The organism is Variovorax sp. AB1(2024), assembly GCF_037482385.2.
In the GTDB taxonomy this organism is placed as follows: Bacteria; Pseudomonadota; Gammaproteobacteria; order Burkholderiales; family Burkholderiaceae_C; genus Variovorax.
Window position 1 is genome coordinate 3,624,918 of the sequence record NZ_JBBHKP020000001.1, and the last position, 25,752, is coordinate 3,650,669.

General features: G+C 67.7%; 22 protein-coding genes. 16 read left to right on the forward strand and 6 right to left on the reverse strand.

Translation table 11 applies throughout. The features are described 5' to 3' along the window. Positions 1-10 precede the first annotated feature (10 nt). Genes WIX39_RS16990 through WIX39_RS17005 form a run of 4 tightly spaced genes read right to left on the reverse strand, consistent with a single transcriptional unit; the run spans position 11 to position 6,213 of the window. Complete coding sequence (locus WIX39_RS16990) at positions 11-1,234, reverse strand: hybrid sensor histidine kinase/response regulator (RefSeq protein ID WP_106934575.1); 1,224 nt, start codon at positions 1,232-1,234, stop codon at positions 11-13. After that, positions 1,224-1,826 (reverse strand): chemotaxis protein CheB, encoded by a 603-nt coding sequence (locus tag WIX39_RS16995; RefSeq protein ID WP_106934574.1) that lies wholly within the window; start codon positions 1,824-1,826, stop codon positions 1,224-1,226. The genes WIX39_RS16990 and WIX39_RS16995 overlap by 11 nt, the downstream gene beginning before the upstream one ends. Then, complete coding sequence (locus WIX39_RS17000) at positions 1,823-2,704, reverse strand: CheR family methyltransferase (RefSeq protein WP_409195452.1); 882 nt, start codon at positions 2,702-2,704, stop codon at positions 1,823-1,825. The genes WIX39_RS16995 and WIX39_RS17000 overlap by 4 nt, the downstream gene beginning before the upstream one ends. Next, entirely contained in the window at positions 2,701-6,213 is a 3,513-nt protein-coding gene (locus WIX39_RS17005; RefSeq protein ID WP_106934573.1) for a response regulator, read from the reverse strand. Before WIX39_RS17005 ends, WIX39_RS17000 begins: the two co-directional genes overlap by 4 nt. 544 nt (positions 6,214-6,757) lie before the next feature. On the opposite strand from WIX39_RS17005, the gene WIX39_RS17010 reads away from it, so the two are divergent. Continuing rightward, entirely contained in the window at positions 6,758-7,660 is a 903-nt protein-coding gene (locus tag WIX39_RS17010; RefSeq protein WP_409195453.1) for a 2OG-Fe(II) oxygenase family protein, read from the forward strand. Positions 7,661-7,711: 51 nt separating this feature from the next. Further along, positions 7,712-8,344, forward strand: coding sequence for a LysE/ArgO family amino acid transporter (locus tag WIX39_RS17015; protein WP_106934572.1), 633 nt, complete (start codon positions 7,712-7,714; stop codon positions 8,342-8,344). Between the two features lie 97 nt (positions 8,345-8,441). Here the strand turns inward: WIX39_RS17015 and chrA are convergent, their stop codons facing one another. After that, complete coding sequence (chrA, locus tag WIX39_RS17020) at positions 8,442-9,815, reverse strand: chromate efflux transporter (protein WP_409195454.1); 1,374 nt, start codon at positions 9,813-9,815, stop codon at positions 8,442-8,444. 157 nt (positions 9,816-9,972) lie between these two features. On the opposite strand from chrA, the gene WIX39_RS17025 reads away from it, so the two are divergent. From WIX39_RS17025 to bioD, 12 genes are all read left to right on the forward strand, one after another. After that, positions 9,973-12,270, forward strand: coding sequence for an ATP-dependent DNA helicase (locus WIX39_RS17025; protein ID WP_106934570.1), 2,298 nt, complete (start codon positions 9,973-9,975; stop codon positions 12,268-12,270). A gap of 152 nt (positions 12,271-12,422) precedes the next feature. Then, a complete protein-coding gene (locus tag WIX39_RS17030) occupies positions 12,423-13,709 on the forward strand; it encodes a family 16 glycosylhydrolase (protein ID WP_106934569.1) in 1,287 nt (428 codons plus the stop codon). A 10-nt stretch (positions 13,710-13,719) separates the two neighbouring features. Further along, positions 13,720-14,343 carry an alpha-ketoglutarate-dependent dioxygenase AlkB gene (locus WIX39_RS17035; RefSeq protein WP_106934568.1) on the forward strand — a complete coding sequence of 208 codons (624 nt, stop codon included), beginning with the start codon at positions 13,720-13,722 and terminating at the stop codon, positions 14,341-14,343. 134 nt (positions 14,344-14,477) lie between these two features. Beyond that, positions 14,478-15,500 carry an acyl-CoA dehydrogenase gene (locus WIX39_RS17040; RefSeq protein ID WP_409195455.1) on the forward strand — a complete coding sequence of 341 codons (1,023 nt, stop codon included), beginning with the start codon at positions 14,478-14,480 and terminating at the stop codon, positions 15,498-15,500. Next, positions 15,488-16,249 (forward strand): PIG-L deacetylase family protein, encoded by a 762-nt coding sequence (locus tag WIX39_RS17045; protein WP_106934566.1) that lies wholly within the window; start codon positions 15,488-15,490, stop codon positions 16,247-16,249. Before WIX39_RS17040 ends, WIX39_RS17045 begins: the two co-directional genes overlap by 13 nt. Beyond that, positions 16,246-16,851 (forward strand): class I SAM-dependent methyltransferase, encoded by a 606-nt coding sequence (locus WIX39_RS17050; RefSeq protein WP_106934565.1) that lies wholly within the window; start codon positions 16,246-16,248, stop codon positions 16,849-16,851. The genes WIX39_RS17045 and WIX39_RS17050 overlap by 4 nt, the downstream gene beginning before the upstream one ends. Next, positions 16,848-17,549 carry a glycosyltransferase gene (locus WIX39_RS17055; RefSeq protein ID WP_081270605.1) on the forward strand — a complete coding sequence of 234 codons (702 nt, stop codon included), beginning with the start codon at positions 16,848-16,850 and terminating at the stop codon, positions 17,547-17,549. Before WIX39_RS17050 ends, WIX39_RS17055 begins: the two co-directional genes overlap by 4 nt. Before the next feature lie 126 nt (positions 17,550-17,675). Next, positions 17,676-17,987, forward strand: coding sequence for a plasmid stabilization protein (locus WIX39_RS17060; protein WP_081270606.1), 312 nt, complete (start codon positions 17,676-17,678; stop codon positions 17,985-17,987). 18 nt (positions 17,988-18,005) lie between these two features. Further along, complete coding sequence (locus tag WIX39_RS17065; protein ID WP_106934564.1) at positions 18,006-18,869, forward strand: NmrA family NAD(P)-binding protein; 864 nt, start codon at positions 18,006-18,008, stop codon at positions 18,867-18,869. A gap of 296 nt (positions 18,870-19,165) precedes the next feature. Further along, complete coding sequence (gene bioA, locus WIX39_RS17070; protein ID WP_409195456.1) at positions 19,166-20,548, forward strand: adenosylmethionine--8-amino-7-oxononanoate transaminase; 1,383 nt, start codon at positions 19,166-19,168, stop codon at positions 20,546-20,548. Continuing rightward, complete coding sequence (bioF, locus tag WIX39_RS17075) at positions 20,532-21,767, forward strand: 8-amino-7-oxononanoate synthase (protein WP_106937447.1); 1,236 nt, start codon at positions 20,532-20,534, stop codon at positions 21,765-21,767. The genes bioA and bioF overlap by 17 nt, the downstream gene beginning before the upstream one ends. Next, a complete protein-coding gene (bioD, locus tag WIX39_RS17080) occupies positions 21,764-22,513 on the forward strand; it encodes a dethiobiotin synthase (RefSeq protein WP_106934562.1) in 750 nt (249 codons plus the stop codon). The genes bioF and bioD overlap by 4 nt, the downstream gene beginning before the upstream one ends. Here bioD and WIX39_RS17085 read toward each other — a convergent pair. Beyond that, positions 22,496-23,548 carry an aldo/keto reductase gene (locus WIX39_RS17085; RefSeq protein WP_106934561.1) on the reverse strand — a complete coding sequence of 351 codons (1,053 nt, stop codon included), beginning with the start codon at positions 23,546-23,548 and terminating at the stop codon, positions 22,496-22,498. The genes bioD and WIX39_RS17085 overlap by 18 nt on opposite strands. A gap of 229 nt (positions 23,549-23,777) precedes the next feature. On the opposite strand from WIX39_RS17085, the gene WIX39_RS17090 reads away from it, so the two are divergent. Beyond that, complete coding sequence (locus WIX39_RS17090) at positions 23,778-24,779, forward strand: AraC family transcriptional regulator (RefSeq protein WP_081271599.1); 1,002 nt, start codon at positions 23,778-23,780, stop codon at positions 24,777-24,779. Between the two features lie 21 nt (positions 24,780-24,800). Then, complete coding sequence (locus tag WIX39_RS17095) at positions 24,801-25,742, forward strand: cation diffusion facilitator family transporter (protein WP_081271598.1); 942 nt, start codon at positions 24,801-24,803, stop codon at positions 25,740-25,742. Positions 25,743-25,752 lie beyond the last annotated feature (10 nt).

Here is a 25,752-nt window from a genome sequence, read left to right on the forward strand (position 1 = left end):
AGGAGCATGCCTACGTCGGTTGCGGGGCGGCGCTGGCGGCGTCGGGGATCTGCAGCGGCAGTTCGACCACGAAGGTCGAGCCCTCGCCGGGTGCGCTCTCCACGCCGATGCGCCCGGCATGCAGGCACACGATCTTGCGCGTGATGTACAGCCCCAGGCCCAGCCCCGCCGCATGCCGGCGGCTGTCGTCGGTGCGTTCGAACTGCTCGAAGATGCGGGCGTGGTCCTCCGGCGCGATGCCGATGCCCTGGTCGCGCACCGCCACCCGGGCGCTGTCGCCTTCGAGACTCACGGTCATCTCCACCGGCTTGCCGCCGCCGTAGCGCAGCGCGTTCGTCAGCAGGTTGGTCAGCACCTGTTCGATGCGGAATTCGTCCCACACGCCGCGCAGTTCGGGCGGTGCGTGCAGCGTGATGACCGAGCCGGCGGCCTCGGCCTGCTGGCGCAGGTTCTCGACCACCGCGCGGGAGAGCGCGCTCAGGTCCACCGGCTTGGTCTGGATGGAAAGGGCATCGCGCCGCATGCGCGTCACGTCGAGCATGTCGTCGATCAGCCGCACCATGTTGCGGATCTGCCGCTGGTCGCGCTCGATCATCGCCGGCAGCCTGTCGGGCGCGAAGTTGGCGAGGTTGCCCTTCGACAGATGCAGCTGGCGCAGCTGGGCCTCGAGGTAGAGCGTGTTCAGCGGCGTGCGCAGCTCGTGCGACACCATCGACATGAAGTCGTCGCGCATGCGCACCGCGCGCTCCAGCTCGCGCTGGGTGTGCTGCAACTGCTGCACCAGCTCTTCCTGCTTGTGGTGGGCGGCCGCGAGCTGGTCCATCTCGTGGCGCAGCGCCTTGCGGTGGCGGTGCAGGTCGACGAACACGTTGACCTTGCTGACCACCGCGTGCGGGTCCAGCGGCTTGTGCAGGAAGTCGACCGCGCCGCTTTCGTAGCCCTGGAAAGCGTAGTTCAGCTCGCGCCCCGCGGCGCTCACGAAGATGATGGGAATGTGCCGGGTGCGCTCGGTCCCGCGCATCAGCTCGGCCAGCTCGAAACCGTTCATGCCGGGCATCTGCACGTCGACGATGGCCAGAGCGAATTCGTGTTCCAGCAGCAGCGCCAGCGCCGCTTCGGCCGAGGCCGCGCGGTACACCACGCGCCCCGGCGCGCGGATGAGCGCTTCCAGTGCCAGCAGGTTCTCCGGCAGGTCATCGACGATCAGCAGCTTGCTCTCGATGTCAATGTTCATGGGCCGACTCCAGTTGCAGAAGCAGGGCTCGCAATTCGCGCAATGGGAGCACGTAGTCGGGGGCGTGGCGCGCGATGGCGGCTTGGGGCATGGTCGGGATCTGAGCTTCTGTCGGGTCCTGTACGGCGGTCAGTCCGCCGGCCAGATGGATGCGGTGCAGCCCCTCGGCACCGTCGTAGTTGGCGCCGGTCAGCAGGAAGCCGGCGAGGGCGGGGCCGTAGGCATCGGCCGCGGATGTCATGAGCACGTCGATGGACGGCCGCGAGAACAGCACGGGCGGCTCGCAGCTCAGCGAGAAGGCGCGCTCGCGCTCGATCGACAGGTGATAGCCCGGCGGCGCGAAGTACAGGCTGCCCGCCGCGAGCGGCATCTTGTCGGCCGCCTCGCGCACCGGAATGGGCAGCCGCTGCGCGAAGATCTCCGCCAGATGGCTTTCGTGTTCCTCGGGCAGGTGCAGCACCACCGTCATCGGGAGGTGCCAGCTGGCGGGCAGGCCCTGCAGCAGGGTGTTGAGCGCGTCGATGCCGCCCGCGGAGGCGCCCAGCACCACGGCCTCCACGCGCTTGTTGGTCGAGCGAAGCCGCCTTTTCATGAGGCCTTGCGGTAGATGCGCTCGGCGCGCGCGTGCGTTTCGAAGCGCTCCGAATAGCCCGAGAAGTCGATGCTTTCCTTCGAGCCCAGGCCCAGGAATCCGCGGTGCGACAGCGACTCGTGGAACAGCCCCAGCGCCCGGTCCTGCAACTCACGGTTGAAATAGATGAGCACGTTGCGGCACGACACCAGCTGCGTTTCCGCGAACACGCTGTCGGTCGCCAGGCTGTGGTCGGCGAAGATCACGTCGGCGCACAGCGAGGGGTCGAAGCGCGCGGCCTCGTAAGCGGCGGTGTAATAGTCGGAGAACGCGCTGCGCCCGCCTGCGCGCTGGTAGTTGGTGGTGTAGCCGCGGATCGCCTCCAGCGGAAAAATGCCCTGGCGCGCCTTCTCCAGCGAGGCCGGGTTGATGTCGGTGGCGTAGATCTGCGTGCGCTCGAGCAGGCCTTCCTCGCGCAGCAGGATGGCGAGCGAGAACACTTCCTCGCCGGTGCTGCAGCCCGCCACCCAGACCTTGACCGAGGGGTAGGTGTGCAGGATCGGCACCACGTGCTGGCGCAGCGCCAGGAAGTACGCCGGGTCGCGGAACATCTCGCTCACCGGGATGGTCAGGAACTGCAGCAGCCGGCCGAACAGCACCGGGTCGCGCAGCACGCGGTCCTGCAGCGCCGAGATGCTCGGCAGCCCGAGCTGCTCCAGCGCATGCAGCACGCGGCGCTTCTGCGAGGCCATGGTGTAGTTGCGGAAGTCGTAGCTGTACTTGAGGTAGATGGCCTCCATCAGCAGGCGCAGCTCGATCTCGGTGTCGCTCAGGGGCGGCAGCGGCGGCGCGACCGCCGTGAGCGGCGTCGCGGGAGAACCGGGGCGTGAAGTGGTCACAGGCGCTCCATTTTCGGCATCCACACCCGCAGCAGCGAGAACAACCGTTCCAGGTCCACGGGCTTGGCGAGGTAGTCGTTGGCGCCCGCGGCCAGGCACTGCTCGCGGTCGTCCTTCATGGCCTTGGCGGTGATGGCGATGACCGGCATCTTCTCGAAGCGCGGGTCGGCGCGCATGCGGCGCGTGGCTTCCAGGCCGTCCATCTCCGGCATCATCACGTCCATCAGCACCAGGTCGATCTCGCTCACCTGGTCGAGTTTTTCCAGCGCCTCGCGGCCGTTGCGGCCGATTTCCACGGCCGCGCCGCGCTGCTCGAGCGCGCTCGTCAGCGCGAAGATGTTGCGCACGTCGTCGTCCACCAGCAGGATGGTCCGGCCCTCGAAGATGCGGTCGCGTCCGCGCGCCGTCTTGAGCATGCCCTGGCGCTCGCTCGACAGTTCGGCTTCCACCTTGTGCAGGAACAGTGTCACCTCGTCGAGCAGGCGCTCGGGCGAGCGCGCGCCCTTGATGATGATCGAGCGCGAGTAGCGCTGCAGCTCGGTTTCCTCGTCGCGCGTGAGGTTGCGCCCGGTGTACACGATGACCGGCGGGAACGACACGATCTCCTCCGCCGCCATGGCCTTGAGCAGCTCGCTGCCCTGCATGTCGGGCAGCCGCAGGTCGGTGATCATGCAGTCGAAGACACGGGTGCGCAGCAGCTCCAGCGCTTCTTCGCCCGAGCCCACGGCCACGATCTCGATGTCGTCGTCCTCGATCAGGCGCATCACGCTCTCGCGCTGCAGCTCGTCGTCTTCCACCAGCAGCACCACCTTGACCTTCTGGGTGAGCTTGTCTTCCAGCCGCGCGAACACGCGCATCAGCTCGTCGCGCGTGGTCGGCTTCAGCGCGTAGCCGATGGCGCCCATCTGCAGCGCCGCACCCTGCGCGTTGTCGGCGGCCGAGACCACGTGGATCGGGATGTGGCGGGTGTGCGGCGAGTCCTTCAGGCGTTGCAGCAGGTCCAGGCCGGTGCTGTCGGGCAGGCGCATGTCCAGCAGGATGGCGTCGGGCACGAATTGCGTGGCCAGCTCGAAGCCGTCGGCCGCGCCGTGCGCCACCAGGCAGCGGTAGCCGAGTTCGTGCGCCAGGTCGTAGAGGATGTGCGCGAACTGCGGTTCGTCCTCGATCACCAGCACGCGGCGCACCTGGTCGCGCGGCAGCGAGCGGTCGTCCGCGAACTGCGGCGCGGGCACCGGGGAGGGCGGATGGGGCGGGAGCGGCACGGCAGGCGCGGCCGGTGCCAGGCCGACCGGGGCGTGCGCCGGCTTGGGCGTGTAGACGGCCGAGGGCGCTGCCGATGCATTGCCCGGTGCATTACCCGGTGCCTGGGGCGCCCTGGCCGGAAGCTGCAGCACGAAGGTGCTGCCCTGGCCCGGCTGGCTCTGCACTGCGAGCGTGCCGCCCAGCAGATGGGTGAGGTCGCGCGAGATCGACAGGCCCAGCCCCGTGCCGCCGTAGCGCCGGCTGGTGGTGCCGTCGGCCTGGCGGAAGGCCTCGAAGATCAGCTCGTGCTGCTGAGGGTCGATGCCGATGCCCGAGTCGGTAACTGCAAAGCTGGCGCCGCCGTCCGCCGCGGCAGACACCACCAGCGCCACCTCGCCGCGGTCGGTGAACTTGAGCGCGTTCGACAGCAGGTTCTTCAAGATCTGCTCCACGCGCTGGCGGTCGGTCACCAGCGAGGCTGGCGCATCGGGCTTGATCTCGAGGCGGAAGCTCAGGTTCTTCTGCTTCGCCAGCGGGCGGAAGGTGGTTTCCAGGCTCTCGGCGAGCCGGCGCAGGGACACGTCTTCGGGCACCACTTCGAGCTTGCCGGCCTCCACCTTCGAGATGTCGAGGATGTCGTTGATCAGCACCAGCAGGTCGTTGCCCGACGAATAGATCGACTCCGCGAACTTCACCTGCTCCTGCGTCAGGTTGCCCTGCGGGTTGTCGCCCAGCAGCTTGGCCAGAATGAGCGCGCTGTTCAGCGGCGTGCGCAGCTCGTGCGACATGTTCGCCAGGAACTCCGACTTGTAGCGGCTCGCGCGCTGCAGTTCGTCGGCGCGGTCCTCCAGGTCGCGCTGCACGCGGCGCAGCGCGGTGTTGCGCTGGTCCAGCGCCTCGGTGCGCTCCGACAGCTGGCTGTTGGTCTGTTCCAGCTCGGCCTGCTGGTTCTCCAGCATGGCCTGGGAGGCACGCAGCGCACGCGACTGCTCCTCGAGTTCTTCGTTGGCGGTGCGCAGCTCTTCCTGCTGCACCTGCAGTTCCTCGTTGAGCTGCTGGGTCTCTGCCAGCACGTCCTGCAGCTGCTCGCGGTATCGCGCCGCCGCCAGCGAGGTGCCGATGTCGTCGGCCACCACGTCCAGCAGCTGGCTGCCGCGCTCGTCCAGCGGGGCCGGCAGGCCCAGTTCGACCACGCCGTTGACCATGCCGTCGCTGCCGACCGGCAGCAGCAGTACGGCCTTGGGCGTCATCTCGCCCAGGCCCGAGTTGACCTTCAGGTAGTCGGCATCCACGGGCTCGACCACCATGCGGCGGCGCTCCGCCGCGGCCTGGCCCACCAGGCTCTCGGTCGGCGAGAAAACCTGCGGCGTGGCCTCGGCCGCGCTGGAGAAGCCGTAGCTCGCGGCCCGACGCAGCGGCCCATGCCGCTCGCGCACATACATGGCGCCGACCGACGTGCCCAGGTGGCGAGAGAAGAAAGCCAGGACCTTGCGCCCCATGTCCGGCGCGCTGAGCTCGCCCACCAGTTCGCCCACCAGTTCGGTCTGCGCGCCGCGCAGCCAGGCCTCATGCGACAGGCGTTCGGCGTGCGCCGACTGCTCCTTCAGCACCACGTCGTAGCTGTCGGAAAGCCGCACCAGCTGCCGTCGGCCGAAGTAGGCCACCAGCCCGGTCAGCGTCAGCGTGAACAGCAGGAACAGGCAGATCACCCACCACGCGGTGCGGTTGGCGTCGTTGTTGCGCTGGAAGCGCAGCGCCTGTTCGGTGTCGATGAAGGCGGTGAACTCGGCGCGCATGTCGTCGGTCAGCCGCTTTCCGCGGCCCAGCCGCACCTGGGCCTGGGCGTCCTCTCCGGCGCGGCGCGCGGCGATCAGGCTGCGCGCGAATTCGGTCCAGGTGGCCTGGATGGACGCGATGCGGTCGATGCGCTCGACCTGCTGGCGGTTGTCCGACACCAATTCGCGCAATGCGGCCGTGTCGGACTTCATGCGGGGCAGGGCACTCTGGTAGGGCTCGAGGAACGTCTCGTCACCGGTGATCAGGAAGCCGCGCATGCCGGTCTCCATGTCGATGCTCTGGCGCTGCAGCTCGCTGGCGGCACGGGTCACGCGGTCGGTGTGCTCGACCCAGCCGATGGTGTTGAGCAGGAACAGGATCAGCGCGACGAACACCACGGCGCCGAAGATGCCGCCGATCAGGGGGAGCTTGAGGTTGCGGCTCAGCAGACGGTCGAAGTCTTCGGGGTCTATCGCGGAGGGAGTGTTCATCGGTCGCATTTGTAAGCAAAACTTGTCAAGTTTTGCAGAAAAACGACGCTGGTACTGTCGGAGAAGACCTCGTCAGGGCCATTCCATGCGATTTCATGGGGGAGCGAAGCCGTGAGAATTCGCCTCGCCACCAAAGACCGCCCGCCATTCATCGTTCCCCGCCGTGCAGGGCGGGCTGCTCGCACCACACCCACGAGGTCATGCCGTCCGGCGCTCACAGCCATACCCATTTGCACGAGCCGCTGCGGCATGCCCATGCGCACGTGTCGGACGCCCGTCATCGGCACGCGCACTAAGCGTCAAAACCCTCCTCGGTCAGTACCGAGTGGTTATCGGGGCCGATCCGCACGCGCGAATCAGTCCGCTGGCTCGTAGCGCTCAACACGCGACCGGCTCCTTATTAATTGTTCGCCGGCTTTCATTCACAGGGGTTTCCTTACCCATTCAATCAAATGGACCCATTCCGTGTGGAAATTCCGAGAATGAAAATCTGTCACGAGAAAATCAGTAATTGGAAACGGAAAGGTCATGGCTGGATGTTGTAATGAAAGTCGGCAATTCAGCCGGGTTAAGGGAGTTAATAATGAATTATGTTGCTACCTCTTCTGCTGTTACGCGCATTGGATCGATTGATGCCGACTCTCCGCCTGAGGATTTGCGCGATACCGTGCTTTCTTTAATTACTCATGGCTACGCCATAGTGAAGATGACCAGCATGGCTCAAAGAGCGGTTTGGTCTGCACTGGATGAGATATCGCGTACTCCAGAAGATATGCGAGCAGACTTTTGTTTTCCTGATCGAACTGACGGCTTTCTACCCAAGGGTGGGGAGCATGCGAAGTACACGGATAACGTCGATCTCTGTGACAGATTTTGCTACTGGCATAAGCATCGATCACTTCATACGGGTCACCCGTTCGTTGAGGCGCTCGCATATCAGAACATTGCAAAGAGCGAGACGGAACTCTCGTCGTTTGCTCAGCGCCTGATTGACGGACTATGGGACTTCTTTCGCAATGACGATCATGTGTCGATTCGCGACAGTTCTTATCTTCAATTGTGTTTGTACGAGAGCAGCTACCATGAGGATGGGCGCACCTATCTACAAGACCGGCATGAAGACGGTCATCTCATTACCTTGATCAAACCCACTCGCGACGGATTGGTAATTTTTCTGAACGACAGAGAAGTTTCTGTGCACCTTGCGGATGATGAAGTCATCGTTATCACGGGATCGTTGCTGACGATGCTTTCTGATGGACGGATTCCCACCATGTATCACGCGGTTCGCAAACCAAAGATGGAACTCGCGCGCAGTTCACTGGTTTACTTTGCCATTCCAGATCTTCGGCATTCGTATACCACTTTGCTGGGAAAGGACCGCATCAACATTGCCGAATTCGCGGATGAAAGTCATCGGGCCTTCGGAAACACTCCGTTGATCTAATCTGGGAAAAAAGAGAGGGTTCTGCCCTCTCTGCTCCAAACATGGAAAGAAATGTTAAATCTGCAGCTCATCGAGGGTTTTGTTCTTGGGGCCGGTCTATTGATGGCGCTTGGACCCAAGGATACTTTTGTAATAAAAAATAATCTTGCAGGAAATAATGCTGTAGTCCTTGTACTGATATGCGCTTTATCGGACTTGGCGTTGATCATTCTTGGTGTCGCCGGGCTCGGGGCGGTCATTACTGCAAACTACTGGGTCATGGTCTTGACAATGACGGTCAGCATTCTTTATTTGCTGTACTACGGTGTCAGAGCTTTGTATTCGGCCTATCTTGGGCAAACCCATCTGGACGAACAAGGTGCTTCACAAAGGCCGATGCCACGCGCGCAAGTGGTCAGGGGCGCGTTTTTTCATTCGCTGCTCACGCCGTTCGCCTGGCTTGATACCGTGTTGGTCATCGGATCAATCAGCGCGATCAAGGTTGGGGCGGACAAGTTCTACTTTGCAGGCGGCGCCGTGGTGGCGTCTTTCTTATGGTTCATCGCACTCACTGTCGGGTCGCGTCTGGCTGCGCCGATATTCAGGAATCGCCGGGTATGGCAAGGGTTGGACATCCTTGTCTTCATATCCATGTTTGTATTGGCAGGAAAGTTGGTCGCTGACTATCCCTGGAAGGGGCAGTAGCACCATCTACGCACGCCTGGCCCGCTCGACGAAGAAGGCGGGCGCACCGGACTCAGCCCCGAAGTGGATGGGCGCAAGTTTTGACCTGCGCTCGCGTTCAACGCATTCCAGGGACCAGCAACGAAAGCACCAGCCCCAGCACCGCGCAGCCACCCAGCAGCGGCAGCACCCCGACCTTGAACCGGAACAAGGCAATGGCCGCCGCCACGGCTATTGCCGCCGACATGGCGTCGAAGTGCCCGCCGAAGCCCTGCGGCCACAGCACGTGATAGGCGAAGAAGAGTGCCAGGTTCAGGATCACGCCCACCACCGCCGCGGTGATGGCGGACAGCGGCGCGGTAAACCCCAGCTTGCCGTGCGTTGCCTCGATGGCCGGGCCGCCGGCCAGGATGAAGACGAACGACGGCAGGAAGGTGAAGAAGGTCACCACCGTGGCGGCCAGTGCACCCGCGAGGAAGAGCGAATCAGGCCCCAGCACCCGGTGCAGCCAACCCCCGACGAAGCCGACGAATGCCACGACCATGATCAGCGGGCCCGGCGTGCTCTCGCCCAGGGCCAGTCCGTCGATCATCTGCGCCCCCGACAGCCAGTGATGCTGCTCGACGGCGCCCTGGTAGACATAGGGCAGCACGGCATAGGCGCCGCCGAAGGTCAGCAACGCAGCCTTGGTGAAGAACCAGCCCATCTGCGTGAGGGTCGCGTGCAGCCCCTGGGTGGCGACAAGAACGCCCATGGCCGCTAGCCACAGGCTCAGGCCGGCGCCCAGCACCTTGACCAACCGCGGGCGCGAGAAGCGAGCGTGCGGCGGCGTGGGCGTGTCGTCGTCGATCAGCGCGGCACCGTAGCTCTGCTTGGCCGCGCCGTGCCCGCCGCCCAGCGCGAAGACGCCGGGCGCCCGTTTTGCACCGAAGTACCCGATCAGGCCGGCCGCCAGCACGATGGCCGGAAACGGCGTGCCGAACGCGAAGATCGCCACGAAGGCCGCGGCGGCGATGCCCCACATCCATCTGTTTTTCAAGGCCCGGCTGCCGATGCGATGGGCCGCATGCAGCACCAGCGCGGTGATCGCCGGCTTGATGCCGTAGAAGACGCCGGCCACCGCGGGCACGTTGCCGAAGCGGAGGTATATCCACGACAGCGCGATCAGGATGAACAGCGAAGGCAGCACGAACAGCGCGCCGGCGACGATGCCGCCGCGGGTCCTGTGCATCAGCCAGCCGATGTAGGTGGCCAGTTGCTGTGCCTCGGGGCCGGGGAGCAGCATGCAGAAGTTCAGCGCGTGCAGAAAGCGCTTCTCGCTGATCCAGCGGCGGCGCTCGACCAGCTCGGTGTGCATGATCGCGATCTGCCCGGCGGGGCCGCCGAAGCTGATGAAGCCGAGCTTGAGCCAGAAGCGCAAGGCTTCGGCAAAAGTAACCGGCTGCGGGGGCGCGGAAGGCGCCAGGCTTGCGTCGGGCAGGGCAGTGTCCACGGAATGCTCCGTCGAGGGTCTCCAGCGCTTGGACGGGACACCGTCTTGCTTTGCAGGCCGGGAGGCTGTTTTCCCGGTGCGGCATCGTAGCAGCCCCAGGAGTGGTCCTTGCTTGCGGCAGGCGATAACATCTGTATATCCATCCAGTTGTTTCGCAATGGAATCCGAATCCCCCCTTCCGGTCGCGCATACCGTCTCCGTCAAGGCCCTGTGCGCCTTCGGCGCGAAGGCGGGCGACCTCGACCTTCGCTTCGTGCCCGCGCCCAGCGCGCTCGAAGGCATGGCCGGCCACGCGCTGGTGCAGCACCGGCGCGGCGGCGACTATGAATGCGAGGTCGGGCTCGAAGCCACCTGCGGCGGCGTGCATGTGCGCGGCCGCGCCGACGGCTATGAATTCCACAAGGCAAGGGTGGAAGAGATCAAGACCTTCCGAGGCGACTTCGACGCCATCCGCGGCAACCACCGCGCGCTGCACTGGGCGCAGGCCCGCACCTACGGCTGGATGCTCTGCGAGCGGGACGGCCATGACGAGATGACCGTCGCGCTGGTCTATTTCGACATCGCAACAGGCGACGAGACCGTGCTGGAGGAGCACCACACCCGCGAGGCACTGCGCGAGCACTTCGAGCTGCTGTGCGGCCGCTATGCCGCCTGGGCCGAAAGCGAAGCCGCGCACCGCGCCGCGCTGGACGGCACGCTGGCCGCGCTTGCGTTTCCGTACGGCAGCTTCCGCGCGGGCCAGCGCGAACTGGCGGAGGCCGTCTATCGCGCCGGCGCCGGCGGGCGCTGCCTCATGGCGCAGGCGCCCACCGGCATCGGCAAGACGCTGGCCACCATCTTCCCGCTGCTGAAAGCGCGTGCCGCCCGCAGGATCGACAAGCTGTTCTTCCTCACGGCCAAGACTTCGGGCCGGCCGGTGGCGCTCGATGCGCTGCGGGTGCTCGACAAGGGGCGCGGCCAGGGCCGGCTGCGCGTGCTCGAACTCGCGGCGCGCGAAAAAGTCTGCGAATACTCCGACCGCGCCTGCCACGGCGACGCATGCCCGCTCGCCAAGGGCTTCTACGACAGGCTGCCCGCCGCGCGCGAGCAGGCCGCGCAGGTTGCGTGGCTCGACCGCCAGGCGCTGCGTGACATCGGCCTCGCGCACGAGGTCTGTCCTTATTTCCTCGCGCAGGAAATGGCGCACTGGGCCGACGCCATCGTCGGCGACTACAACTACTACTTCGACAGCAGCGCCTTTCTCTACGCCACCATGCGCGAGGCCGACTGGCGCGCCGCCGTGCTGGTGGACGAGGCCCACAACCTGCTCGAACGCGCACGCGGCATGTACACCGCCGAGCTCGACGGCGGCGCGCTGGAGGAAGCCCACCGGGTGGCCCCGGCCGTGTTGCGCGGCCCGCTGGCCCGCGTGTTCCGCGAGTGGGACACCGTGCAGCAGTCGCAGCAGGCCGGCTACGAAACCGGCGACGAGATCCCCGAGCGCTTTCTTCGCACCCTGCAGGCGGCCAACACCGCCATGGCCGAGCACTTCGCGGCCACGCCCGACGCCTCGCAGGGGCCGCTGCAGCGCTTCTTCTTCGACGCGCTGCATTTCGCGCGGCTGGCCGAGGCCTTCGGCGATCACTCCGTGTTCGAGCGCACGCTGGGCGCCACGCAGCAGGCGCGCAGGCTGGCAATCCGCAACCTGGTGCCGGCGCCGTTCCTGCAGGGGCGCTTCGTGGAGGCGGCGTCGGTCACCTGTTTCTCGGGCACGCTGTCGCCTTTCGAGTTCTACCGCGACGCCCTCGGCCTGCCCGAAGACACCGCGCTGCTCGACGTGGCCTCGCCGTTCCACAGCGCGCAACTGCGCGTCGAGGTGGCCATGGACGTGTCGACGCGCTTTCGCGACCGCGCGGGCTCGCTGCGCAATGTGGCGGACATCATCGGCGCGCAGTTTGAGCGCCTGCCGGGCAACTACCTCGCGTTCTTCAGCAGCTTCGACTACCTGGAGAAAGCCTGCGCCGCCTTCTCGATGCGGCACCCCGGCGTGCCGGTGTGGACGCAGACCCGCGGCATGCGCGAGGCCGAGCGCCACGGCTTCATCGCGCGCTTCGAGGAAGGCGGGCAGGGCATCGGCTTCGCGGTGCTGGGCGGCGCGTTCGGCGAGGGCATCGACCTGCCGGGCAGCCGGCTCATCGGCGCCTTCGTGGCCAGCCTGGGGCTGCCGCAATACAACGAGCTCAACGAGATCACCCGCGAGCGCATGCAGGCGCGCTTCGGCAAGGGCTACGAGTACACCTACCTCTACCCGGGCCTGCAGAAGGTGGTGCAGGCCGCCGGCCGCGTGATCCGCACCGAGGAAGACCGGGGCGTGCTGCATCTGCTGGACGACCGCTTCGCGCGCGCCGAGATCCGCGAACTGCTGCCGCGCTGGTGGCACGTGCGGATGGCCGGGGACGCAGATGGCGCGCAATGAATTAAGCCGCTGTTGATATTCAGGCTTTCCCATTGAAATGAAATTAACTCCGAATTAAAACTGACGAGACATTCTTGCCATGTGCTTCCTGTCGATGCCTTATTCGATGCTTAAACTCGATATGGGAATTTTCAACAGCAGGATTGTCTTTAATGAAATCAATTGAATTGATTAGCAAATCGTTAGTTACGGAAAGCTCGCGCAGGAATTTTTTGCAAATGGGTGCGCAGACCGCAACGGTGTTCCTGGGGGGCTCGGCGCTGGCTGGTTGCGGGGGAGGGGGCGGCGGCTCAAGCAGCGGGCCGGCGGCGGGCGTGGGAAATCTGCTCCCTCCTGCCACCCATCCGTCCGGCAACGACTCGTCACCGCCGGCAACTGGCTCATCCGTTGAAAACCAGCCGACATCTCACGGAGCCGCCACGACGGCCGAGGATTTCTCGCCCACGGCGACAAGCCCGACCATTCAATCGTTCTCTCCGTCTGCCGAGGTCGCCGGCAAGGTGATCGTCATCAGCGGTTCCAGGTTCGATTCAACCGCCTCCGTGAGCTTCGGAGCCGTATCGGCACCGCAATTGCGCGTGGACTCGGCAACGCGAATCTCCGTCACCGTGCCTGCGTCGGCCACCAGCGGCCCCGTCATCGTTCGAACGACGGGGGGAGCGGTGCGGTCCAGCGCGCACTTCGCTGTATTGACCGCGCCCACCCCGGCAACCGGCTATCGGCTCGCTTGGCATGACGAGTTCGACGGCACCGGCGTGGACGGGCAAAAGTGGCGGATGGTCAATGAAAAGCGGGACGACGCGCAGCAGACGCCCAGGGCCATCGATGTCGCCGACGGCATCGTGACGATCTCGACCTACACGGACGCAGGCACGCACTACACGGGCTGGCTGGATACGAACAAGGACCCGGGCTGCAAATTCACCTTCGGATATATCGAGGCGCGCGTTCGATTCGTGAACGCTCCGGGGCAGTGGTCCGCGTTCTGGCTCATGTCCAACAGCAACAGGGCGTACACGCCGGAAAATCCGGCCGCAGGCGTTGAAATCGACATCATCGAGCACCGTGCGGTCGGGGCAAACAACGTGGGTGATTTCAGCAACCGGCATTCGAGCGCGGTGCATTGGAATGGCTACAAGGAGGGAGAGAAGAAGAGCGCAGGCAGCGGCGTGAATCCGCTCCCGGTGGGAGAGTCGTTCTCCGAATGGCATACGGCAGGGGTGCTCTGGACTCCGGATAAATATCAGTTCTTCCTTGACGGAAAACAGTTCTGGGAGACCTCCGAAGGGATTTCGAAAAGCCCCGAATACATCCTGCTGACCACCGAGATCAAGGACCTGGCCTGGGCGGGCAATATTCCTCCGGAAGGCTATGGCCGGCGAGGTGCAGGCTCCAATCCGGTCATGCAGGTCGATTGGGTCCGCCTCTGGCAACCATGACTGAGGGCACATGACAAGGAAGACGCGCACTGCCAGACGCCTCGAGCACGCCGCCCACCCCGACCTGTTCGGCGAGGCGCCGGCGGCGGCCGTCGAGGGCCTGCGCTACGAGCGCGACTTCCTGTCGCTTGCCGAAGAGGCCGACCTGCTGGGCATCGTGCAGGGCCTGCCACTCAAGGAGATGCGCTACAAGGAATACACGGCGCGGCGCCGGGGCACCAGCTTCGGCGGCAGCTATGACTTCGGCACCAACCGCCTCAAGCCCGGTCCGCCGCTGCCGGAAGCACTGCACCCGCTGCGCGCGAAGGTTGCCGCGTGGGCCGGCATCGCGCCCGAAGACCTCGGCCACATGCTGATCGCCGAGTACCGCCCCGGCACGCCGCTCGGATGGCACCGCGACGTGCCCGAGTTCGAGGACATCATCGGCGTCTCGCTGCACAACGACGCGGTGATGCAGTTCAGGCCCTACGTGCCGGGCGCACCAGCCTCGGGGCCGGCCGCGCTCGAGTTCCTGATCGAGCCGCGCTCGGTGTACCTGCTGCGCGGGCCGGCGCGCTGGGCATGGCAACACGCCATTGCACCGACCGAGGCGCTGCGCTACTCCATCACCCTGCGAACACGTAGAGCACGCTGACCACGCGCAACCGGCGGGGGCAGGACAGGGCTTGCGCGCAGACCGACGAAGAGGCCGAGCGACAGCCAAGCTCCTACAGGCGCCGGTGCTGCGCGCCGACGGGTCGGCGCGCGAGGCTTTTCTAAGGTCGGTCGATGTTCGATTCAGACCCCGCCGATGCCCTTGCCTCCCTCACGCTCCGGCATGGCCTCGATCTGGCGCTGAAGCACTTGGTCGACGCGGGCCTCGACGTGCTGCCGCTGCCTGGCGGCGGCCAGACCCTCGCGCGCTGGCGCGTGCTGGCGGCAGTCGCGGCGCACGATCTCTCGCTCGTCAAGCTGTTCGAAGGCCACACCGACGCGCTCGCCATCCTGGCCGAGCTCGGCGGCGGCGTGCCGGCCGTCCCGCCGGGCGCGCGCTGGGGCACGTGGTGCGCCGAGCCGCCCGATGCGCGCGTTGTTTTCGAAGTGGCTGAAGGCGGGCGCGATCTGCGGCTGAACGGCACCAAGGCCTGGTGCTCGGGCGCGGCCAGCGTCACGCATGCGGTGGTCAGCGGCTGGAATACGGAAGGCCAACCGTGCCTGGCCGCGGTCGCGATGGACCAGCCCGGCGTCCGCGTGACCGGCGAAGGCTGGCATGCCGTCGGCATGGCCGCGAGCGCCAGCGTGGACGTGCGCTTCGACGACGCGCGGGCCGTGCTGGTCGGCCAGCCCGGCGACTACACGCGGCGCCCGGGCTTCTGGCAGGGCGGGGCGGGCATCGCCGCCTGCTGGTTCGGCGGCGCGCTCGGCATCGCTCGGCGGGTTCGCGAATCCACCGGGCCGAAGGCCGACGCTCACCGGCTGGCCCATCTGGGCGCCATGGAGGTCGCGCTCGGCGGCGCCGCTGCATTGCTGCGCGAATCCGCCGAATGGATCGACCGCCATCCGCGAGACAACGCGCAGCGCGTCGCGATGCGGGTCCGGCTCGCTGTCGAGCGGGCTGCGGAAGAACTCATGCACCACGCCGGCCGGGCGGTGGGCGCCGGCCCGCTGTGCCGTGAACCGAAGTTCGCGCGCGCCATGGCCGATCTGCCGGTGTTCCTGCGCCAGAGCCATGCCGAGCGCGACCTCGCGGCGCTGGGCCAGTCGATCATCACCAGCAACACCGAAGAGGGAACGTCGCCATGGACGCTGTAGAAAGCCGCGCCATCCGCGGCGAAGGCACGACCGAAGCCGAATGGCGCAACTGGCCCGGCCTGGCGGGCCTGCCCACGGTCGCGCCGCACGATCTGGTTCCCGCGGGTTCGCGCGCGGTCGTGGTCGCGCCGCACCCTGATGACGAGGTGCTGGCCGTCGGGGGACTGCTCGCGCAGCTTGCCGACAGCGGCACGCCGGTGGAAGTGATCGCCGTGACCGACGGCACCGCCAGCCATCAGGGGTCCACCGAATGGCCGCCCGAGCGGCTCGCGCAGGCCCGCCCGCGCGAGAGCCTGAGGGCGCTGCATCGCCTGGGGCTGGACGGCATCGCGCCCACGCGGCTGGGCATGCCCGATGGCGGACTGAAGGCGCAGCGGGCGGTGCTCGCGGCGCGCCTGGTGTCGCTGCTGCGGCCTCGCGACGTGGTCTTCACCACCTGGCGCCACGACGGCCACCCCGACCACGAAGCCACCGGCGAGGCCTGTGCCATGGCTGCGGCGAGCGCGGGCGCGCGGCTGGTCGAAGTGCCGGTCTGGGGCTGGCATTGGTCGCACCCCGGCGATGCGCGCATGCCGTGGCAGCACGCCTTTCGCCTGTTGCTCAGCGAGGAAGCCGCGCGCCGCAAGCGCGCGGCGGTACAGGCCTTCACCAGCCAGTTGCGCAGTGACGCGTCCACCGGTTCCGGCCCGGTGCTTCGCGAAACCACCGTGCAACGCGCCGCGCGGCCTTACGAGGTGGTGTTCCTGTGACCGATGGACAGCGCCCCTATTTCGACGCGCTCTATGCGCACAGCGACGACCCGTATGCGCTGCGCGACCGCTGGTATGAAGCCCGCAAGCGCGCCGTGCTGCTGGCCGCGCTGCCGCGGCAGCACTACGCCAAGGCCTATGAACCCGGCTGCGGCGCCGGCGAACTCACGCATGCGCTCGCGGCACGCTGCGGGCGACTGCTGGCGAGCGATTTTTCCGACCGCGCGGTGCAGATCACGCAAGAGCGCACCCGCGAATTGACCAACGTGCGTGTCGAACAGCACGCGCTGCCCGGCGACTGGCCGCGGGACGCCGGCCCCTTCGACCTGATCGTGCTCAGCGAAGTCGGCTACTTCCTGCAGCGCGCGGACATGCAGCGCGTGGCTGAATGCTGCAAAGCCTCGCTGGCCGCGGACGGCACTCTGGTGGCCTGCGACTGGCGGCCCGGCTTCGAGCAGCGAAGCCTGCCGACGGACGAGGTGCACGGCATCCTCGGCGCACTCGGCCTCGCGCGCCTCGTGCTTCACGAGGAAGACGACTTCGTGCTGCATGCATGGGCGCGCGACGGCCGCTCGGTGGCGCAGCGCGAGGGCATCCGGTGATCGGGGTCGTCATTCCCGCGCACAACGAATGCGAACGGCTGGGCGCCACGCTGGCAGCCGTCTGGGTCGCGGCGCGGCACGAATCGCTGTGCGGTGAGCCGGTCGGCGTGATCGTGGTGCTCGACAGCTGCACCGACGGCAGCGAGCGCATCGCGGAGCAGCACCGCGTGGCGCGGCTGGCGCTCGACGTGCGCAACGTCGGCATTGCGCGTGCCCGTGGTGCCGAGCTGTGCATCGAGGCCGGCGCGCGCTGGCTGGCCTTCACCGATGCCGACACCGTGGTCGCCCCCGACTGGCTGGCGATGCAACTGGCCGAAAACGCCGATGCGGTGTGCGGCTGCGTCAGCGTGGACGACTGGAGCGTGCTCGGCGCCGAAGGCGAGCGGGCGAGGGCGCATTTCGACAGCCGCTACACGCATGCCGACAATCACCGGCATGTGCACGGCGCCAACCTCGGCGTGGCGGCCGAGGCCTATCGCCGTGCCGGCGGCTTCGCGCCGCTGGCCTGCAGCGAGGACGTGGCGCTGGTCGAGGCGTTGGAGGCCAGCGGTGCGCGCATTGCCTGGAGCGCCGGCCCGCGCGTCACCACCAGCGCGCGCACCGATGCGCGTGCGCGCGGCGGCTTCGGCGACACGCTGCTGGCCATGGTGGCTTCGCTGGCAGCACCGGTGCCGCTGCTCGCCGGCACGCCGGCGTGAGTGGCCTGCTGACGCGCCCTTGACACAAGACAGACAGCGCTTACGCGAGGCGCTTGCGTCTTCTTACCCGCACGGCCGCTTGCATCTCCAGCATCGAAAGCTCCTCAACCTTGCAGGAGCAGCAACATGCCAAGAGGCGACAAGTCGTCCTATTCGGACAAGCAGAAGCGGCAGGCCGAGCACATCGAGGAAGGCTACGAACATCGCGGCGTCGGCAAGGCCGAAGCCGAGCGCCGCGCCTGGGCCACGGTGAACGCCGAGACCGGCGGCGGAAAGAAGTCGGGCTCGGGCCGTGGCAAGGCCGAGAACCACGCGCCGGCGCGCAAGGGCGGCCGGCTGGGTGGCGCCGCCGCGGCGCACCGCACGGCGGCCGAGCGTTCCGCCTCGGCCAGGAAAGCCGCCGCCACCCGCAAGCGCAACGCCGAGAAGCGCGGCTGAGCGTCCGGGGCGCTGGCGATGCACATCATTCTTGGCGCGACGGGACACGTCGGCTTGGCGCTAGCGCAGGCCTTGCTCGGGCGCAACGAGCCCGTCACCGTGCTGACGCGTGATGCGAGCAAGACCGAGGCGCTGCGCCGCAAGGGCGCGCGCGTGGCGGAAGTCGACGTGTTCGACACGCCCGCGCTGCACCGTGTGTTCCAGGGCGCCAAGAGAATCTTCGTGCTGAACCCGCCGGCGCCCCCGTCCACCGACACGGTCGCCGAGGAACGCCGCAGCTTGCGCGCCATCCTGGCCGCGCTCGAGGGCTGCAGGCCAGAGAAGATCGTTGCCGAATCGGTGTATGGCGCGCAGCCCGGCGAAGGCATTGGCGACCTCGGCGTGCTCCACGAGATGGAACAGGCGCTGCAGGCCGGGCCGGTGCCGTTCAGCGCGTTGCGCGCGGCCTACTACATGAGCAACTGGGACGCGTCGCTCAAGACCGCGCGCGAAGAGGGCAAGGTGCACACCATGTACCCGCCGGATTTCACGCTGCCGATGGTCGCGCCGCACGATCTGGGCGAGTTCGCTGCAAAGCTGATGCTGGGGCCGGCCGAGTCTTCGGGGCCGCACCATGTCGAAGGGCCGGCGCGCTACTCGTCGGCCGACGTGGCGGCGGCTTTCGCAGAGGCCCTGGGGCGGCCGGTGGAGGCAGTGCAGACGCCGCAGGCGCAATGGGTGCCGGCATTCGAGGCGCTGGGCTTTTCGAACGCCGCGGCCAGGTCTTATGCGGCGATGACGCGCATCACGCTCGAAAACAGGTTCGCGCCGCAGCGGCCGGAGTGCGGCGCGATCACGCTGGCGGGCTACATCACCGCGCTGGTCAGAAAAAGCCCAGGTTAGCGATGTCGGCAACGCGCCAATCGCGTGGCCGAAAATCGCGGAAGCGGCTCTGTCGCTCGCGCGAATCGGACATTCCACAGCATTCTCTGGCGGCAGCCTGACAACTTGCAACGAGCCCGCATGCTGGCTCGCTTGCACGATGCGGTTGTCTTGCGCGACGTTGACTCCAACGCGCGTTCTACCCCTGTCAACATCGCCCAACACACCGTCTTGTCACGCCCTCGAAGCCTGTTTGCCCGCGGCGTAACGCCTCTATACGATCCCGCGCCTCAGTCCCTCTCCAAAGGAATGCACGGGTGCCCTCGACGACCGATTTCTCTTCCGGCAATGCCGGCTGGCAGCAACGCAGCCGGCGCCATGTGTGGCACCCATGCACCCAGAGCATCCGGCTCGAAGCCGCGCCGCCGCTGCCCATCGCGCGCGGCCAGGGCGTCTGGCTGTTCGACCACGAAGGCAGGCGCTACATGGATGCGACCAGCTCATGGTGGGTCAACCTGTTCGGCCATGCGCATCCGGCCATCAATGCCGCGCTGAAGGCACAGCTCGACACGCTGCCGCACGTGATGCTCGCGGGCTGCACGCATGCGCCGGCGGTGGAACTGGCCGAGCGCCTGTCGGCGCTCACGGGCCATGCGCTGGGCCATTGCTTCTATGCGTCCGACGGCGCTTCGGCGGTGGAGATCGCGCTGAAGATGAGCTTCCATGCCTGGCGCAATGCCGGTCGTGGCGGCAAGCAGCGCTTCGTGGCGCTGCGCCAGGGCTACCACGGCGAGACCCTGGGCGCGCTGCACGTGACCGACGTGCCGGTGTTCCGCGACGCCTACGCGCCGCTGCTCGCGAACGCGCACCTCGTCGCCTCGCCGGATGCGCGCAGCGCGTTGCCGGGCGAAAGCCCCGCCGACGTGGCGCGCAGCGCCGCCGCCGAACTCGAGGCTTTGCTGGCCGCGCACCACGACAGCATCGCCGCCGTCATCCTCGAGCCGCTGGTGCAATGCGCCGCCGGCATGGCGATGCACGACCCCGAATACCTGCGGCGCGTGCGCGCGCTGTGCGACCGTCATGAGGTGCACCTGATCGCCGACGAAATAGCGGTCGGCTGCGGCCGCACCGGCAGCTTCTTCGCCTGCGAGCAGGCCGGCATCTGGCCGGACTTCCTGTGCCTGTCGAAGGGCATCAGCGGCGGCTACCTGCCGCTCGCGCTGGTGATGACGCGCGACGAGATCTACGCGGCCTTCGTCGACGACGACGCGGCGCGCAGCTTTCTGCATTCGCACTCGTACACCGGCAACGCGCTGGCCTGCCGCGCGGCGCTGGCCACGCTCGACCTGTTCGACAGCGAAGACGTGTTGCGGCGCAACCGCGCCCGTGCCGCGCGCCTGCTGCAAAGGCTGCATGACGGGCTCGAAGGCTTGCCGGCCGACCACCTGCGCCAGCAGGGCCTGATCACCGCGTTCGACGTGCGCGAGCCGGGCGCGCGCTTCGCCGAACGGTTCCACATGGTCGCGCGCGGCCACGGGCTGTTGATGCGCCCGATCGGCAACACCGTTTACCTGATGCCGCCGTATGCCATCGACGACGGCGAGATCGACCTGCTGGTCGACGGCACGCTGGCCACGCTGAAGGCGGTAGCGGCCACCGGTGAACAGCAAGAAGGAGCCCGCGATGTCGCGCTTGCTTGACCGCCTGCAGGACGAGATCGATGCGCTCGACGCGCAATCGCTGCGCCGCCGCCGCCAGATCGCCGAGACCGCCTGCGCGCCCCGGCAGACGCTCACGCTGCACGGTGCCTCGGCGCCGCGCACCATGCTCGGCTTCAGCAGCAACGACTACCTGGGCCTTGCCGCGCATCCCGCGCTGGCGGCGGCCTGGGCCGAAGGCGCCGCGCTGTACGGTACGGGCAGCGGCGGTTCGCACCTGATCCTGGGCCACTCGCGCGCTCATGCGCAGCTCGAAGAGCGGCTCGCGGACTGGATGGCTCCGTTCATCCCCGAGGCGCGCAGCCTGTTCTTCTGCACCGGCTACATGGCCAACCTCGCGGTGCTGTCGGCGCTGGGCGGTGCGGAGGCGGTGATCTTCTCGGAAGCGCTCAACCACGCCTCGCTGATCGACGGCGCGCGCCTGGCCAAGGCCCGCGTCGAGCGCTATCCGCATCACGACGTTGCCGCGCTCGACGCGCAGCTCGGCGCCTGCGATGCGCCGGTCAAGCTCATCGTGAGCGACGCGGTGTTCAGCATGGACGGATGCATCGCGCCGGTGGCCAAACTGCTGGCGCTGGCCGAGCGGCACGACGCCTGGCTGGTGCTCGATGATGCACACGGCTTCGGGGTGCTGGGCGCGACGGGGCGCGGCGTGCTCGAAGCCATGGGCTTGCGCTCCGAGCGGCTGGTGCTGGTGGGCACGCTGGGCAAGGCGGCGGGCGTGGCGGGCGCCTTCGTGGCGGCGCACCGCACCGTCGTCGATTACCTGGTGCAGCGCGCGCGGCCCTACATCTTCACCACGGCCGCGCCGCCGGCCGTGGCGCATGCCTTGCTCGCCAGCCTTTCATTGATCGAAGGCGATGAGGGCGACGAGCGGCGCGGCCGGCTGCAGGCCCGCATTGCGCAGCTGCGGCAGGGGCTGGCCGGGCTGCTGCCCCGCGATGGCGGCGCGTGGTTGCCGCCGTCGCCCACGGCAATACAGCCGCTGATCGTCGGGGACAACGCGCGCGCGATGCGCATGATGGCGCTGCTCGATGCACAGGGCCTGCGCGTCGGCGCGATCCGCCCGCCCACCGTGCCCGAGGGCACCGCGCGGCTGCGCATCGCGCTGTCGGCCAGCCACACGGAGGCCGACGTGGCGCGGCTGATCGACGCAATGGGGCGGGCGCTCGCGCAGCAGCCTTGCAAGGAGGCCGCATGACGCCGCGCCGCTGGTTCGTCACTGGCACCGACACCGGCATCGGCAAGACGCTGGTCAGCAGCGCGATGCTGAGCCTGCTGGCCGGCTCGGGCCTGCGCGCTGTCGGCATGAAGCCGGTGGCCGCGGGCCTGGAGCAGATCGGCGACAGGCAATGGCACAACGAGGACGTCACGCGCCTGCACGAGGCCGGCAACGTCGACGCGCCGCTGGCGTTGCGCTGCCCGTACCTGCTGCGCGCACCCATGTCGCCGCACCTCGCGGCCAGGGAAGAGGGCGTGCGCATCGCCCTGCAGCCGCTGCTGTCAGCCTTTGCGCAACTGTCGGCGCGCGCCGATGCGGTGGTGGTCGAGGGCGTGGGCGGCTTCTGCGTGCCCTTCGGCGACGACCTGGACAGCGCCGATCTCGCGGTGGCGCTTGGATTGCCGGTGATCCTCGTGGTCGGGCTGCGGCTGGGCTGCCTCAACCATGCGCTGCTGACCGCCGAGGCGATCCGCGCGCGCGGGCTGGTGCTCGCGGGCTGGGTGGCCAGCATGGTCGATCCGCTGATGCTCGCGCCGCAGGCCAACCTGCAGACACTGAGGGCCCGGCTCGGCGCGCCTTTGCTGGGCATCGTGCCGCACCTGGCGCAGGCCGATGCCGCACAGGCGGCCCGCCACATCGACCTGCGCGCCCTGCGCGCGACGGCGGCGCACGCCGCGCGCCTTGCTGCCGTGCAAGCGCCGGAAGCCTCAGCCGCGCCGGCCTGATTCCGCCAGCCGCTTGGCCCGCGCGCCGCCCTGGCGCTCGAGCATCCAGCCGGGGTACTCGGCGGGCAGCGCGCTCACCTTGTCCAGCGTGGCCAGTTCGTCGGGTGTCAGCTTGATGGCGGTGGCGGCGATGTTGTCGTCCAGCTGCTCGACGCGCTTGGCGCCGATGATCACGCTGGTCACGACCTGCTGGTGCAGCAGCCATGCCAGCGCGATCTGCGCCACCGACACCTTGCGGCCCTCAGCCAGCTGGCGCATCGCGTCGATGCAGTCGTAGGCGCGGTCGATGTTCACCGGCGGAAAGTCGAAGGTGGCGCGGCGGCTGCCTTGCTCCGCCTCGATGTCGCGGCCGAACTTGCCGCTCAGCAGGCCGCCCGCCAGCGGGCTCCAGACCATCAGGCCGACGTTCTCGCTGCGCAGCATGGGCGCCAGTTCGCGTTCCAGGTCGCGCCCGGCGATGGTGTAGTACGCCTGCAGCGACTCGAAGCGCGCCAGCCGGTCGCGCTCGGCGATGCCCAGCGCCTTGGCGATCTGCCAGGCCGCCCAGTTCGACACGCCCACGTAGCGCACATGGCCGTGGCGCACGAGTGTGTCGAGCGCATGCACGGTTTCCTCGATGGGCGTGAGCGGGTCGAAGCCGTGGATCTGGTACAGGTCGATATGGTCCAGCTGCAGCCGCTTCAGGCTGGCCTTGACGCCGTCCATGATGTGAAAACGCGAGGCGCCGGCCGAGTTGACGCCCTTGCTGCCGGTCTCGCCCAGCACCTTGGTCGCCAGCACGAAGCTGTCGCGCGGCAGCTTGAGGTTTTTCAGGGCCTGGCCGGTGATCTGCTCCGACAGCCCTTCGGAGTACACGTCCGCCGTGTCGATGAAATTGATGCCGGCGTCCAGCGCGCGGCCGATGAGCCCTTCGGCTTCGGACTGCTGCAGGTTGCCGATCTGGCCCCAGATGCCGGAGGAGCCGCCGAAGGTCATGGTGCCCAGGCACAGTTCCGACACCAGGAGGCCGGTGCGGCCGAATTTGCGGTATTGCATGGCGTGATTCCTTTGCGTTGAAGGCGCTCCGGTACCGGTCGGCCCGGGGCGACAGCAAAAAGTATCCGGCCGCGGACCCCGGCGAGGCGAGCGCGTTCCTGCAAAGTATTTGCCTGATTCTCCAGACCTCTTTTGCCGTGCGTGCGAATTTCCGGGCGGGGCGCTAAGCTGCAAACCGCTCATTCCTCCACGGCCGCCGCGCGGCCCCCATCGCGACAAGGCCCTGAACATGTCCGACGAAACACCCTCCATCAACGCCGTGGTCGGCCAGCCGGCCCAGCCGATGCCGCTCGAACCCGAGATCGACGAAGCCCGCAAGGAACTGGTGGCGCTGCTCAAGCATGTCATGGGCGGGCAGGACGGCACCGTCGTCACCGCCGTGCCCGGCCTGCATGTGTTCTGCATCAGCAAGCCCGAAGGCCCCAAGCACGCGTTCGCGTCCCCGGCGCTGGGGCTGATCGCGCAGGGCTCCAAGCGCATCATCGTGGGCGACGACATCTATGTGTACGACCCCATGCACTACCTGGTGACCTCGGTCGACCTGCCGGTGTGCGGCCAGGTGCGCGTGGCCAGCCACAACGAACCCTACCTGGGGTTGCGGCTGGAACTGGCGCTGGACGACATCGGCGAGCTGATTCGCGACGAGAAGCTGCCCGCCAAGGCCAACGCGCCGGCATCGCGGGGCATGTACGTCAACCGCATCGCCATGCCCGTGCTGGAGCCGGTGCTACGCCTGCTGCGGCTGCTGGACACGCCGGAGGACGTGCCGATCATGGCGCCGCTCATCAAGCGCGAGATCATGTACCGCCTGCTGGTGAACGGCGAAGGCGCGCGGCTGCGGCAGATCGCGCTGCAGGACAGCCACACCCAGCGCATCGCCAAGGCCATCAGCGCGCTGCGCGTGAACTACGCGCAGTCGTTGCGGGTGGAGGACATGGCGCGCGCGGTGCACATGAGCGTGTCGTCGTTCCACCATCACTTCAAGGCCGTCACCGCCATGAGCCCGCTGCAGTACCAGAAGCAGCTGCGGCTGCAGGAGGCGCGCCGGCAGATGCTGATCGCCGGCGCCGACGTGGCCTCGGCCGCGCACGCCGTGGGCTACGAAAGCCCGTCGCAGTTCGCGCGCGAGTACGGCCGCATGTTCGGCGCGCCGCCGCTGCGCGACAAGCGCCGCTGGCTCGGCGAGGCGGGCAACGACGCGCTCGCCGCGGCCTCCATGGAAGCGGCATGACGCGCACGGCCGGTTCCCTTCATGGCTGAGTCGAAGGTCGCGATCTACGGCGCCATCGGCGCGAACGTTGCGATCGCCATCACCAAGTTCGTGGTGGCGGGCATCACCGGCAGCTCGGCCATGCTGTCCGAAGGCATCCACTCGGCCGTCGACACTTTCAACGGCGTGCTGCTGCTGGTGGGGCTGCGGCTGAGCAAGCGGCCTGCCACGCAGGAGCATCCCTTCGGGCACGGCAAGGAGCTGTACTTCTGGAGCCTGATCGTCGCGGTGCTGATCTTCGGGCTGGGCGGCGGCGTGTCGTTCTTCGAAGGCATACAGCACATCCGCCACCCCGAGCCGATGCGCGACCCGACCTGGAACTACGTGGTGCTCGCGGCCGCGGCGCTGTTCGAGGGCACGAGCTTCTTCATCGCGCTGAAGGAGTTTCGCGCGCAGGCACGCGGGCAGCCCTTCTGGCAGGCGCTGGACCGCAGCAAGGACCCGACCACCTACACCGTGCTGGCCGAAGACTCCGCCGCGCTGGCGGGGCTGGCGGTGGCGGCGCTGGGCATCTACTTCAGCCATTCGCTTGGCATGCCCGAGCTCGACGGCGTGGCGTCGGTGGTCATCGGCGTGCTGCTGGCGGGCGTGGCGGTGTTCCTCATCCGACAGGCGCGCGGGCTGCTGATCGGGGAGGGCATCCGGCCGGAGACGGCGCGCGCCATCCGCGCCATCGCCATGGAGCAGCCGGGCGTGGAAGACGTGGGCCACGTGCTGTCGATGTACATCGGCGCCGACGAGGTGCTGGCGGTCGTCGACGTCAACTTCAGGGACGACACCCAGACCGGCGCCGCCGCCGATGCCGTCGCGGCCATCGAGCGGCAGGTGCGCGCGCGGTTCCCGATGATCAAGCGCATCTTCATCGAGGCGAGCGACGCGCCGGCGCCCGACAAGGCAACGCAAGGAAAGGCGGGCGCCTTCTAGCACTTGCCGC

What these genes read in the sequence shown, in the direction of transcription:
- WIX39_RS17065 (WP_106934564.1), top strand. Translation starts at nt 18,006, where the DNA reads ATGCACATCATTCTTGGCGCGACGGGACACGTCGGCTTGGCGCTAGCG.
- WIX39_RS17025 (WP_106934570.1), top strand. Translation starts at nt 9,973, where the DNA reads ATGGAATCCGAATCCCCCCTTCCGGTCGCGCATACCGTCTCCGTCAAG.
- WIX39_RS17040 (WP_409195455.1), top strand. Translation starts at nt 14,478, where the DNA reads ATGTTCGATTCAGACCCCGCCGATGCCCTTGCCTCCCTCACGCTCCGG.
- WIX39_RS17035 (WP_106934568.1), top strand. Translation starts at nt 13,720, where the DNA reads ATGACAAGGAAGACGCGCACTGCCAGACGCCTCGAGCACGCCGCCCAC.
- WIX39_RS16995 (WP_106934574.1), bottom strand. Translation starts at nt 1,826, where the DNA reads ATGAAAAGGCGGCTTCGCTCGACCAACAAGCGCGTGGAGGCCGTGGTG.
- WIX39_RS17010 (WP_409195453.1), top strand. Translation starts at nt 6,758, where the DNA reads ATGAAAGTCGGCAATTCAGCCGGGTTAAGGGAGTTAATAATGAATTAT.
- WIX39_RS17015 (WP_106934572.1), top strand. Translation starts at nt 7,712, where the DNA reads ATGTTAAATCTGCAGCTCATCGAGGGTTTTGTTCTTGGGGCCGGTCTA.
- bioD (WP_106934562.1), top strand. Translation starts at nt 21,764, where the DNA reads ATGACGCCGCGCCGCTGGTTCGTCACTGGCACCGACACCGGCATCGGC.
- WIX39_RS17090 (WP_081271599.1), top strand. Translation starts at nt 23,778, where the DNA reads ATGTCCGACGAAACACCCTCCATCAACGCCGTGGTCGGCCAGCCGGCC.
- bioF (WP_106937447.1), top strand. Translation starts at nt 20,532, where the DNA reads ATGTCGCGCTTGCTTGACCGCCTGCAGGACGAGATCGATGCGCTCGAC.
- WIX39_RS16990 (WP_106934575.1), bottom strand. Translation starts at nt 1,234, where the DNA reads ATGAACATTGACATCGAGAGCAAGCTGCTGATCGTCGATGACCTGCCG.
- WIX39_RS17030 (WP_106934569.1), top strand. Translation starts at nt 12,423, where the DNA reads ATGAAATCAATTGAATTGATTAGCAAATCGTTAGTTACGGAAAGCTCG.
- WIX39_RS17095 (WP_081271598.1), top strand. Translation starts at nt 24,801, where the DNA reads ATGGCTGAGTCGAAGGTCGCGATCTACGGCGCCATCGGCGCGAACGTT.
- WIX39_RS17085 (WP_106934561.1), bottom strand. Translation starts at nt 23,548, where the DNA reads ATGCAATACCGCAAATTCGGCCGCACCGGCCTCCTGGTGTCGGAACTG.
- WIX39_RS17045 (WP_106934566.1), top strand. Translation starts at nt 15,488, where the DNA reads ATGGACGCTGTAGAAAGCCGCGCCATCCGCGGCGAAGGCACGACCGAA.
- WIX39_RS17005 (WP_106934573.1), bottom strand. Translation starts at nt 6,213, where the DNA reads ATGAACACTCCCTCCGCGATAGACCCCGAAGACTTCGACCGTCTGCTG.
- WIX39_RS17060 (WP_081270606.1), top strand. Translation starts at nt 17,676, where the DNA reads ATGCCAAGAGGCGACAAGTCGTCCTATTCGGACAAGCAGAAGCGGCAG.